Raw genomic sequence first — 11931 nt, 5'->3', positions numbered from 1 at the left:
CTTATGCGCCAAAAACATTTGAGGTGCTTATAAGCTTGCTGCTTCTATATCCACTGCTTACCTGACTTTATGGAACTAGGCATCAGCTCTTTTGGCGAGGTGGCCCCCGCTCACGTAGCCGGCCAGGACTACGCCGCCCAACAACGCATGCAGGAACTGCTAGCCTTGGGCCGGCAGGCCGACGAGGTAGGGCTGGATGTGCTGGCCGTAGGCGAGCATCACCGCCCCGATTATGTGGTATCAGCGCCGGAAGTGGTGCTGGCGGCTGTGGCGGCCACTACCCAGCGTATCCGGCTGGCTAGTGCCGTCACAGTGCTTAGCTCGGCCGATCCGGTACGCACCTTCCAAAACTTTGCTACCGTCGACCTTATCTCAAATGGTCGGGCCGAGATTATTGCGGGACGCGGCTCCTTCATTGAGTCGTTTCCGCTTTTCGGGTATGATCTGAAGCACTACGATGCGCTGTATGCCGAGAAGCTGGAGCTTCTACTGAAAATCAATGAGCAGGAAATTGTAAGCTGGCAGGGCAAGCACCGACCTAGCTTTACGCAGAAGGGTGTGTACCCGCGCCCGGTGCAACCGCGCCTACCTATCTGGATTGGGGTAGGCGGTACGCCAGCCTCGGCCCAACGAGCCGGCACGCTAGGCTTGGGCCTTACCATTGCTATTTTAGGGGGCGCCCCGGCCCAGTATGTGGCCTTTGCCGACCTCTACCGTCGTGCGGCCCAAGAGGCCGGCCACGACCCGGATACCCTGCCTCTCTGCCTTAATTGCCACTTTCACGTAGCCAAAAATTCTCAACAGGCTGCTGATGAGTTTTTCCCGGCCTACGCTACCGTAATGAATCGCATTGGCCGCGAACGAGGTTGGTCGCCCATGTCGCGGGCGCAGTTCGACTATTTGCGCGGGCCGCAGGGGCCATTACTAGTAGGCAGTCCACAGGAGATTATCGACAAGCTACTCTACATCAGTCAGCTTTTCGGCAACACGCGGTTCCTCGGCCAGTTAATGCTTGAAGGCATGGCGCACGAGCAGGTAATGCGTTCTACGGAGCTATTCGGCAAGGAAGTAGCGCCCGTAGTACGTGAGCGTCTAGGGGTGCCTGTATAATTCTCCTATGATTTTAAATACCAATTCGGTCCCGGTGCACTGCACCGGGACCGAATTGGTATTTAAAATCATGTATAAAATATTGTTTTTTAGATGTTTACGCGCCAATCAGAACTATTCATTCTCTATATTTAATAATAACTATTTTTCGTTTGACACTTATGGAAACTATAGCTTGGACCGCTCTCAACGTCATTTTACTTATTCTCATCATCTACGCCTGGATCAAAGTATTATCCGTGCTGCGGCGGCAGATTGGTATCGGGTTAGCAACGCTGTTTCTATTAAGCTTATCGGCTTTCAGAAGTAGCTCCAATAGCAACCCTGACGTATCAGAAAATTTGCTGGCTACTAGCAACAGGCCTTCTCAGTCTAGTAACTGGAGCAACTACAGATACACCCAACTGAATTCGATTAACAAGCTATTTTTTTTTAGTTGAGGGCAAAAAAGACCAAGGTACTGTGCAACCCACTGGCCTCCACGTTACCACCTCCGGCCTACTGCTGGGGCACGAATGGCGGCCTATTATGGGTAGCGCCACATTTTCATACCCAAATGTTTACTACCATACAATAGTTTTACATGATTGGAAGCTATTAGGAATGAAACTGTATACTACCACGGAGGAATATTATGGTTATGTACCTAGCACCAGAAGCAAGAAAGGATAAAACAAAAGGCCGCTCAGCACAATGCTGAGCGGCCTTTTTTAATAGGTCCTAATTTCTTAGTAACGGTACAGATCCGACTTGAACGGGCCTTCTACCTCTACCCCGATGTACTGGGCCTGCTTAGGACGCAGCTCATCCAACTCTACCCCAATCTTGGCGAGGTGCAGGCGGGCTACTTTCTCGTCGAGGTGCTTGGGTAGGGTATATACTTTGTTTTCGTAGGCATCGGCGTTGGTCCACAGCTCAATCTGGGCCAGCGTTTGGTTGGTGAAGGAGTTTGACATTACGAACGAGGGGTGGCCCGTAGCGCAGCCCAGGTTCACCAAGCGGCCTTCAGCCAGAATGATTACCTCTTTGCCGTCGATAGTGTAGAGGTCTACTTGTGGCTTCACGGTGTCTTTGGTGTTGCCGTAGTTCTTGTTCAGCCATGCCATGTCAATCTCATCGTCGAAGTGGCCGATGTTGCAGACGATAGCCTTATCCTTGAGCGAGCGGAAGATTTCCTCTGTGATAATGTCGCAGTTGCCGGTAGCCGTCACAATGATGTCGGCTTGGGGCGCGGCATCCACCATCTTCTTCACAGCGTAGCCATCCATGGCGGCTTGCAGGGCGCAGATGGGGTCGATTTCCGTGACAATTACGCGGGCGCCAGCGCCGCGCAGTGAAGCAGCAGTGCCTTTTCCTACGTCGCCGTAGCCAGCTACTACCGCTACCTTGCCAGCCATCATCACATCGGTAGCCCGGCGGATAGCATCTACAGCCGACTCTTTGCAGCCGTACTTATTATCAAATTTCGATTTGGTAACCGAGTCATTGATGTTGAAGGCGGGGATGGGTAGAGTACCAGCTTTCACACGGTCCAACAGGCGCAGCACACCCGTGGTAGTTTCTTCCGAAATGCCTTTGACACCGGCTGCTAGCTCAGGGTACTGGTTCAGCACCATGTTGGTTAGGTCGCCGCCGTCGTCCAGAATCATGTTCAGGGGCTGACGGTCCTCACCGAAGTACAGCGTCTGCTCGATGCACCAGTTGAACTCCTCCTCATTCATGCCTTTCCAAGCATACACCGGGATACCGGCAGCGGCAATGGCTGCCGCGGCGTGGTCTTGGGTAGAAAAGATATTGCACGACGACCACGTAACATCAGCACCCAGCGCAATCAGGGTCTCGATGAGTACAGCCGTTTGGATAGTCATGTGCAAGCAGCCGGCAATGCGGGCGCCTTTCAGCGGCTGCGAAGGGCCATACTCTTCGCGCAATGCCATTAGCCCCGGCATTTCAGCTTCGGCCAACCGAATTTCCTTCCGGCCCCACTCGGCCAGGGAAATGTCTTTTACTTTATAAGGGACGTAAGTCGTCGTTGGGTTCGTGTCGAGCATGGTGCAGGTAGTTTAGCAATTCAACTACAAAGGTAGCCAAGTTGTTGGGGAATTAGTAGGAACTACTAGGGACTGTACCCTACCCCCCTCTATTCCCTTCAAGTCCCCAGAGCGCAACTAGGCCTTTAGCTACAGCATTCTGTAGCAGTGCATTGCAACAACTTCATAGATGTGGTTACGCAAAACGGCCCAGCTAGCTGTGCTAACCGGGCCGTGTATGGCTAGGGTAGGATACTTCTAGTCTAGGTCTTCAACGTCTAACTTGAGGCCCGTAGCACCAGTAGTGCCACCGTATACGCCATATACTAATACGTTATATACTTTACCTGATTCCAGATTAGCCGTTTGGCTAAGCACGGTGGATTGCGCAGTTGTTGTTTCGCGCACTTCAAACGTAATAGCACCGGCTGGTACTGAAACAAAGCCACCGTTAGCCAACTTGGCTACCCCGGTAGAGATAGGCGTAGCGCCACTTCCCTGCCGAGTGAGGGTGAGGGCAGGAGCGTTGTAACCCAGGTTTACGAAGCGTACCAGTGCATTGCCACTGGCAGGAGTCGTATAGTCATCCGGGATGGTTAGCAGGCTGGTTTGGGTAGTAGAGGCGCTATACGCAAACAGCGAGTAACGCTTACCACTTTCCGCGTTGAGCGAAGTGTTGGCTACAGCTACCTGGCTGGACTTGAGGCGCACTTCCACCGCACGGGTTCCGGCCGCTACGTTGAGGTAGTCGCTCTCGTCACCGTATTCTATGTCCTCCACCTTGGCGCCATCTACTAACAGATCTACTTCGGCGTTGGCATAAGGGGCTGCATGATAGGCCATCACACGTGCTTCGGCGGGATTGTTGCTATCATTGTTATCGTCGCTGCAACTTGTAAAAGAAAGGGTTAGGGCAGCTGGTAAAACAGCCCACAAGAGACTCCGACGCAGCGTTTTTACGAATGGCTTCATTGATGAAGAATTTGTGAAGAAAAAAAGATGTAGTGCCTCAGAACGTCTTCTGGCTGCATTTTGTTGGCCCAGCACTCTTATTTTCTCTTCTGGCTCTCATATTTTTTTGGTTTTTTTTGCTGGTATGCGCCCTTTCTTCCCCTCATTTTTTCGCGCATTTGCGCTAACCATTTTTGGTATTTTTACTATATACATTGGAGCTCAAGCTCAACAGGCACTTACTCCTATGGGACAATTTATCCGCCTGAGTCCTGAGGATAAGGACCGCGGATTGAATGGACCGCAGACCAACTTTTATTTTGCTACCGACACCAGCACCAACTACCGTAACGCGGGTTATTTTGGGCAGAAGCTACGTCCCTATTTGGCTGACAATACCGAGGCGCTGAGCTTTCTGAACGACTACCGGCGGCAGAAGTCGCTGCATTTGGCCGAGCGACTGGTGTTTGTGAGCTCTGTGGCGTTGTATGGTCAGCAAGTATTGGCTGGCGACGAGCGGCAGTACTTCAACAACACGCAGAAGGTAGCCGTGGGTGTAGCTGCCTTCAGCTTATTGGCCAACGTACTCATCACGCGCCATACCAATACGCATTTAATTCGGGCAGTAGAAACGCACAATAGTATGTTGCCGGCAGCACGACACGGCGCACTATGGCAGCGCTATCGTCCTACTACAGTTGGCATGAGCGCCACCGCCACTGGTCGGCCTTTGCTGGCTTTGAGCTGGCAGTTGCACTAATTCGCCGCTTTTTGCGTAGATAGGGGCATGGAATATCCGTTGCCCGCGGCGGCTCGGCAGTACGTAGCCGACCACCTGCACCACGACCCGGCCCAGCTGGCGTTGCAGGCCCGCCGCTTTCCGGGGCTCCCCGTCCCCGAGCTGGTCCGCCAGATTCAGGCCCGCCAAAAGGCTCGCACCAAGCTGCCTGCCTGGGCCGAAAACCCCGAATTGATTTTTCCGCCTGCTCTCTCCGTAGAGCAGGCGTCGTCGGATCGTACGGCTGCGTTTAAAGCCGAGCTGGTAAGCGGCCAGCGCTTGGCCGACCTAACAGGTGGCTTTGGCGTAGATACCTGCTACTTCGCCAGCCGCGTGGCGGAGGTGCACTATGTGGAGCGCAATCCGCAGCTGGTTCAGGTAGTACAGTACAACCTAAACCAGCTGGGCATACAGAATGTGCACTACCACGCCACGGATGCTCTGGCCTTTCTGAAAAGCACACCCGAAACGTTCGACTGGCTCTACCTCGACCCAGCCCGCCGCGACACAGCTTCGCGCAAGATTTTTCGGTTGCAGGATTGCGAGCCGGATGTGCTGCGCATCCTACCCTTACTATTGCATAAGGCTCCGCGCATTCTGCTCAAGACCTCGCCTATGCTTGATATTGAGTTGGCTATTCAGGAGTTGAAGCACGTGCGTCGCTTGTGGGTACTGGCTGTGGACAATGAGTGCAAGGAGGTGCTATATGAGCTGGGAGGAGAACCCGCCGTGGACCCCGAGCGCTACGCCGTGAACCTGACCCGCACTGGCGAGCAGCAGGAGTTTCGCCTGAACCGGGCCCGCGAGGCCCGCGCTGTGTCGCGCTATGCCGAGCCCCAAGCCGAGCAGTACCTGTACGAACCCAATGCGGCTATTCTGAAAGCGGGTGCCTTTCGTAGCATTGGCAATGCCTTCGAGCTATTGAAGCTGCACCAACACAGCCACCTTTACACTTCCGACGCGCTACGTGCCGATTTTCCTGGCCGTATCTTCCGCATACAAGCTGTGGAGCGCTACGATGCCGATGCCCTCCTACCCTATCTTGGTTCCGAGGGGCGCGCCCATGTGACAACACGCAACTTCCCCGACACAGTAGCTGTGTTCCGGCAACGCACCGGTATCCGGGAGGGTGGGCACCTCTACCTGTTCGCCACTACCGATTTGCGTGGCCGCCTGATGGTGCTGGTGTGTGAAAAAGTGAAGCGCTGGAGTGGGGAGCTAGTAGCAGCAGTCCAATCGGCATAGCCTACTCTACTACTTTGCCGGGCTGGTCCACTGGCTATCCTTGATACGGAAGCGCCAGGGTAGGCTGGCTGCTTCCGCGCCGGCGTAGGCCAGCCCTACCCTAGCGCTGGCGCGCACCTGTGCGTCGGGGACATCTTCACCATGGTCTTCCAGCCAAAGCACATTCCCCTGCAAATCGGTGCCAGTGAGAGCGGGCGTAACGCCCAGCGCTTGTGTGAGCAAGCCGGGGCCGGCCGTTAGGTTGCGAGCTATGGACTCTAAACCGCGTCGTCGTAGCATCGTATCGATGCCTGCGGTGGGCTCGATGGCACGAATCAGGACGGTATTGGGCACATCGGCGGCGTTGGTAACGATGTTGAACAGGGTGTGCCGCTGGTACACGGTGTAGAGGTAGGCGCGGCCTCCCAGTTCATACAGCGCCTGTCCGTGTTGGCCGCGCCGCTTCAGGTGCATCGTCAGGGAGTTGTCCCCTTCATGGGAATATGCTTCGGTTTCGACAATGCGGCCACCCGTCAATTCATCATCTATGCGGGAAAAGACATATTTCCCTAGCAGCTCGCGGGCAATTTGGGTGGGATCGGGGCGCTGGAAAAAGGCGGCGGGAATTGTCTGAACCACGGATTCGCTCGGATTTTTCGGATTACACGGATTTTGTAGGCGAGGGTTTTCCACCCTGCTATAAACTCTGTCATCATGAGCACAGCGAAGGACCTTCTTATGCCTGAACGACAGTCGCCACAACGAATCGTGATATCGTGAAAAGATTCTTTGCAGGCTCGGGATGACAGATACCTTTTCACACACCCATCCACAAAATTCGTGTAATCCAGAAAATCCGAGCGAATCCGTGGTTCAGACAGTATCTTTGCAGCGTAGCGGTGGCCGGACCCCAAGTGCGGGGCGAGGCTGAAAAGGGAATCCGGTTCGAGGCCGGAGCTGTCCCCGCAACTGTACGCTTCAAGAAAGGGCTCGTCACGCAGCTGCCACTGTTTCGAGGAAAGCAGGTTTCGCACCGAAACCTGCCAGAGAAATGGGAAGGCGACGTGCCCGAAGCAAGCCAGGAGACCTGCCACTACATTTCCCATGTTCAGCGCCTTCGGTGGAAAGGCGGAGAACGAATGCAGCGGGCGGCTTCGGCCAACCGGTTTTTCCTGTTTTCGGCCTCGGCTACGCGGCGGGTTTCGGCTCGTAGCGGAGTTTTGAACTGACTTTTCCTACCCCGGAAATTTTGGTTCGGATACGTTTCTTACGCGCTACTTCTCCTAGACTTGCCCGTGCGCTACGCGTGCTAGCGGTAGTAGCAAGCCTATTGCCAGCCGCAGTGGCCCAAGCTCAACGTGCCCCTGCTGACACTAGCGTTGCTGCGCCGCATCTATTGCCTGCGGCTATGGTAGAAGCCGCTCGTCTGAGCCGCTATGCTGTAGGCAGCCGCCGCACTACCCTCGATTCGGTGGCCGTGAATCAACTGCCGGCCGGCACGCTGGCCGAGGCCCTGAGTCGACTCACGCCTATCTATCTGAAGAACTATGGACCGGGGCAGCTGTCGTCTATTACGCTGCGCGGCACTTCGGCCCGCCACACGGCCGTGCTCTGGAACGGTTTCAACATCAACCTGCCTACCCTGGGTGAGGCCGACTTTGCCCTACTGCCTGTGAATGGTGCTACCAGCATCACAGTGCAGCCTGGCCCGGCCAGTGCGGTGTACGGCAATGGTGCACTAGGCGGCACGGTGCTGCTATCGTCGCCGGTGCAGTGGGGCGCGGGGTGGCGCGGGCAGGCGCAGGCCGATGCCGGCAACTATGGCCTCCGGGCGGGCAGCGTAGAGAACAGTTTCAGCAATGAGAAACTAGCCTTGCGCACGGCTGCTTCCTACCGCGAGGCGCAAAACGATTTTCCCTATCAGGAGCGCACCATTGATGGGCTGGTAGAACGCCGGCAGACCAACGCTGCCTACCGGCAATGGAGCCTCACCCAGGATGCCACCCTGCGCCTAGGCCAGCATGGCGAGCTAATGGGCGCTGTGTGGCTCACAGATGCCGACCGCCGCATTCAGCCTGCCATCGGCGCTGCCAACGACAACGCCCAGGAGCGCGACCAAAGCCGCCGCCTGCTGGCTGGCTACCGCCACGTGACCAGTCGCCACGAAACGGGCGTGCGCGTGGCCTGGTTTGAGGACATTCTGAACTACCGCAGCAACACGGTAGCCCAAAGCAACTCGCGGGTGCGCACCAGCCAGGCGCAGGCCGACCACAGCATCCAACTTCGTTCTAACCTGAGTGTACGGGTAGGCGGAGAAGCCCAACACTTTGCGGCCCGCGTGGATGGCTACGGTCAGGACCTCACAGAAAACCGTTTCTCCGGCTATGCCCTGGTGCGCTACGACCCTGCGCCTACCTTGCGTCTCACGGCTAACATCAGGCAGGCGTTCATTCCGGGCCGGCGGCCGCCACTGGCCCCTATCCTGGGCGGCGAGTGGCAGGTATGGCAACAAGGCACGCACACGCTGGTGCTGAAGGGTAGCGCCGCTCGTAGCTACCGCGTGCCTACCCTCAACGAGCGGTACTGGCGCCCCGGCGGCAACCCCAACCTACTGCCCGAAACCAGCTTAGGCTACGAGGGTGGTGCACAACATACCTTCAAGCCTACGCCTACCCTCTCGTTACTCACGGAGCTGACGGCCTACCGCCAGCAAGTGCGCAACTGGGTGCAGTGGCTTCCTGGCGATACGGTGAGCTATTGGTCGCCGCGCAACCTGCGCCGGGTGCGGGCGCAGGGGTTAGAGTTGAGCACGGAACTGGGCTGGCAGCCGGGGCGCTACGCCCTCACGGCGCGGGCGGCCTACGCCTACACCCAGTCGCGGAAGGTAGGCGGCTACGCATTCGACCCCGACCCGGTGGGCGTGCAGCTGCCCTATGTCCCGTTGCACACGGTGGCTTTCACCACGCGCCAGAGTTGGCGTGGTTGGCAACTGCTCACGCAGAGCACCTTCACCAGCTTCCGTTACACCGACGCCTCAGCTACCACCTTCCTACCCTCCTATTTCCTGCTGAGTGGGTCGTTGGGCTACACCTTCACCACCCGCAACACTTGGAGCCTAACCGCGCTGGTGCAGGGCTTTAACCTTACCAATCTCACCTATAACAGCTACGAAGCGCGCGCTATGCCCCCGCGCAACGGCGTGCTGAGCCTGCGCGTGAGTTGGCGCTAATCCTGCTTTTCACACTTTTCTTTCTTACATGACACAACGTTTTCTTTCCTTCAGTGCACGCACAGCCCTTATTCTGGCTAGCGGCCTAACCCTTTGGAGCTGCGATCCAGACAACGACAACGACGCCTCGCCGGCTGGCAGCGACGTATTTATTGTGCAGGAAGGCAATTTTAATCGGTCTAATGCCGAGGTGGTCGGCTTCAACAGCGACGCGGGTGCTATTACTAACTCTGCTTTGTTTCGCTCGGTGAACAACCGCATCCTGGGTGATGTAGCCCAATCGATGACAGTAGTAGGCAACACGGGGTATATCGTGGTGAATAACAGTAATAAGATCGAGGTAGTGAACCTGCCTAATTTTAATAGCAAAGCCGAAATTTCGAAGTTTAGGAATGCTGCTGGCAATGAAGACATACTTACCCTACCCCGCTATTTTGCCGCGAACAACAATAAAGGCTATGTATCGCAAACGGTGAAATACGGTAGCACAGGTCGGGTGTCAGTCATTGATCTGGCGACGAATACTGTCACCAAAACCGTTTCAGTAGGTGTACAGCCCGAGCAAGTAGTGGCTGTGGGTAATAAGCTTTTCGTATCAAACAACGGCGGCAATACCATTAGCGTCATCAATACCCGAGTGGATTCAGTGGAAGCCACCATCACTGTAGCTGATAGCCCAGCCAGCATGGTAGTAGATAAGAACAACGCCCTTTGGGTGCTATGCTCTGGTAAAAGCACTTACGGCCCAGCGCCGGACTACACGCCCATCGTGACTGTACCCAGCAGCATCGTGCGCATCGATCCGAACACTAACGCCGTGACGGCTACCTTGCGCTTCGCAGCGGGCCAGCAGGCGGGCGGCCTTCGCACCAACGGCGCCAAAGACCAGCTATTTTTCCGCCGCCAGTCGGGCGTTTACCGCATGAACATCACTGATACAGCCCTGCCCACTACGCCCCTGTTTCAGCGCCGGGGTGGTTTCTATAGCCTCGATGTAGACCCACGTACGGGCCTCATCTATGGCTCACCGGAAAACTTTACAGGCACGGCCCGCTTCTTCCGCTATCAGACTACTGGCCAGGTTATCGACTCCTTTACTATCGGGACCAGCGCTAACAGCTTTGTGTTCTACAACCGCTAACCTTTCCTTCCGAGCTACCCCGAAAACAAACTACCACAACGGCCCCGCACAGTGCACTGTACGGGGCCGTTGTGGTAAAATCAATTCTGCCAGTTCCTTAGTCAGCTTTGCCGTCGTGGTTGTGGTCGGTGGCGTGCAGGTTTTTATCGTACTGCTGCTCGATGGTTTTCTGGCCGGCGGTATCGGGTATGGCGTTGGTAGAAGATGCAGTGTCCAAGTCACGACCTGGGGTAGCCTCAGACATGCCAAAGTCTTTGGTGGTGCCGGTTTCTACATTGGTATCGGCGTTGTCGGTGCCAGTGCTGCATGCACCTAGCAGGGTAGCCGAAGAAACAAATAACGAGGCGGCCAGTAGGCGCAGGGTCGAAAGAGTTTTCATGAGGTAGGGAAAGCGAAAAATCAGCGAGGAGAAATTAATGGTACGGCGGAAGGCCCCTGCGGTTTTCATCTGCCGCCAGAACACGCAGGTAATGATATATTTGTAGTCCGTTGCGCTGCACTTATGGCCCGTACTTCCTCTTCTACCTTTGATTTTCCACGTTTGCGACGTCAAGCGGGCATTTTAGCTGGCGCGAGTCTGCTATTGGCCCTGCTGCTGATCAGCTACACATTCGGCGTGAAAAATCATTTTTTCGCCAGACTATTTTCCGCCTTTTTCGTATTTTTCTGGCTGTTGGCAGTCACTTTTCTGGGCGTTGTACCGTTCGTGAACTGGGCTGCCCGCAGTTGGTTTGGCAAGGAGTGGGTTTCCGACTCGTTCACAAAAACGTCTTCGCGTCGTTCATCTGCCTCAACCTCACCTTCGTCTGCGCGTACACCTACCCGAACTGCCTCTCGATCCAGCCAAAAACGACACCCGTGAAAACCACACTCTTACACATCAAAAACATGGTGTGCCCCCGGTGCATCGACGCCGTGCGCACCGTGTTGGAACAGGCCGGCTACCGGCCCACTGAAGTAACGCTGGGCCAGGCTCAGCTAGACCGCACTACCCCCGCTGACCCTACCGCCGTGGCGCCCATCCTGCAAGAAGCCGGATTTGACGTGTTGACCGGCCGCGCCGAACAACTCACCGAGCAAATCAAGACTTCTCTGACGGAGTATCTAGAGCACCTGCGCACTGCCCGGATGCCCCTTACCACCTCGGCCTTCCTGACGGAACGCTTTGCCGCTACCTACTCGCACCTAAGCAAAGTTTTCTCGCGCACCGCCAACCTCACTATTGAGAAATACCTGATTCGCCTCAAGATTGAGCGTGTGAAGGAAATGCTGAGCTACGGCGAGCTAACCCTTAGCGAAATTGCCGACCAGATGCGCTACAGTTCCGGCCAGCACCTGAGCAACCAGTTCCGCCAAGTGACGGGCCGCTCCGTAAGCGAATTCCGCCGCGACCTGATGCCTAAGCGCTTATCACTGGATAAGCTGGGGTAATACAGAACTATCCGTACAAAACCGGCGGGGTAGGAGC

Annotated in this window: 11 protein-coding genes and 1 riboswitch; of the genes, 7 read left to right on the top strand and 4 right to left on the bottom strand. The window is 55.8% G+C overall.

Features of this window, described 5'->3' with window-relative positions; all coding sequences use genetic code 11:
- Nucleotides 1-69 precede the first annotated feature (69 nt).
- Complete coding sequence (locus MUN82_RS20655) at nt 70-1110, top strand: LLM class flavin-dependent oxidoreductase (RefSeq protein WP_245093485.1); 1041 nt, start codon at nt 70-72, stop codon at nt 1108-1110.
- Between the two features lie 728 nt (nt 1111-1838).
- Here MUN82_RS20655 and ahcY read toward each other — a convergent pair.
- Both ahcY and MUN82_RS20645 read right to left on the bottom strand, forming a co-directional pair.
- The gene (gene ahcY, locus MUN82_RS20650) at nt 1839-3161 is read right to left on the bottom strand and encodes an adenosylhomocysteinase (RefSeq protein ID WP_245093484.1); all 1323 of its coding nucleotides are present in this window, start codon (nt 3159-3161) and stop codon (nt 1839-1841) included.
- A 237-nt stretch (nt 3162-3398) separates the two neighbouring features.
- Nucleotides 3399-4112: a DUF4397 domain-containing protein gene (locus MUN82_RS20645; protein WP_245093483.1), complete on the bottom strand. Its 714-nt coding sequence runs from the start codon at nt 4110-4112 to the stop codon at nt 3399-3401.
- A gap of 226 nt (nt 4113-4338) precedes the next feature.
- Between MUN82_RS20645 and MUN82_RS20640 the strand changes: the two genes are divergently transcribed.
- Both MUN82_RS20640 and MUN82_RS20635 read left to right on the top strand, forming a co-directional pair.
- A complete protein-coding gene (locus tag MUN82_RS20640; protein ID WP_245093482.1) occupies nt 4339-4851 on the top strand; it encodes a hypothetical protein in 513 nt (170 codons plus the stop codon).
- A 27-nt stretch (nt 4852-4878) separates the two neighbouring features.
- Nucleotides 4879-6114, top strand: coding sequence for a class I SAM-dependent methyltransferase (locus MUN82_RS20635; protein WP_245093481.1), 1236 nt, complete (start codon nt 4879-4881; stop codon nt 6112-6114).
- Nucleotides 6115-6123: 9 nt separating this feature from the next.
- On the opposite strand, the gene MUN82_RS20630 is transcribed toward MUN82_RS20635, so the two are convergent.
- Nucleotides 6124-6732, bottom strand: coding sequence for a DNA-3-methyladenine glycosylase (locus MUN82_RS20630; protein WP_245093479.1), 609 nt, complete (start codon nt 6730-6732; stop codon nt 6124-6126).
- A gap of 241 nt (nt 6733-6973) precedes the next feature.
- A riboswitch (cobalamin riboswitch) is annotated at nt 6974-7202 on the top strand.
- A gap of 299 nt (nt 7203-7501) precedes the next feature.
- Between MUN82_RS20630 and MUN82_RS20625 the strand changes: the two genes are divergently transcribed.
- Nucleotides 7502-9322, top strand: a complete 1821-nt coding sequence (locus MUN82_RS20625) for a TonB-dependent receptor plug domain-containing protein (protein WP_245093477.1) — start codon at nt 7502-7504, stop codon at nt 9320-9322.
- A 28-nt stretch (nt 9323-9350) separates the two neighbouring features.
- The gene (locus MUN82_RS20620) at nt 9351-10463 is read left to right on the top strand and encodes a YncE family protein (protein WP_245093476.1); all 1113 of its coding nucleotides are present in this window, start codon (nt 9351-9353) and stop codon (nt 10461-10463) included.
- 97 nt (nt 10464-10560) lie between these two features.
- On the opposite strand, the gene MUN82_RS20615 is transcribed toward MUN82_RS20620, so the two are convergent.
- Nucleotides 10561-10842 (bottom strand): hypothetical protein, encoded by a 282-nt coding sequence (locus tag MUN82_RS20615; RefSeq protein ID WP_245093475.1) that lies wholly within the window; start codon nt 10840-10842, stop codon nt 10561-10563.
- Nucleotides 10843-10965: 123 nt separating this feature from the next.
- On the opposite strand from MUN82_RS20615, the gene MUN82_RS20610 reads away from it, so the two are divergent.
- The gene (locus tag MUN82_RS20610) at nt 10966-11325 is read left to right on the top strand and encodes a hypothetical protein (RefSeq protein ID WP_245093474.1); all 360 of its coding nucleotides are present in this window, start codon (nt 10966-10968) and stop codon (nt 11323-11325) included.
- Nucleotides 11322-11894 (top strand): AraC family transcriptional regulator, encoded by a 573-nt coding sequence (locus MUN82_RS20605; RefSeq protein ID WP_187320339.1) that lies wholly within the window; start codon nt 11322-11324, stop codon nt 11892-11894. Before MUN82_RS20610 ends, MUN82_RS20605 begins: the two co-directional genes overlap by 4 nt.
- Nucleotides 11895-11931 lie beyond the last annotated feature (37 nt).

Origin of the sequence: Hymenobacter aerilatus, assembly GCF_022921095.1 — a bacterium.
GTDB classification, from domain to species: Bacteria; Bacteroidota; Bacteroidia; order Cytophagales; family Hymenobacteraceae; genus Hymenobacter; species Hymenobacter aerilatus.
The sequence above is the reverse complement of the archived record's forward strand: the minus strand, read 5'-3'. Positions and strand labels throughout refer to the sequence as shown.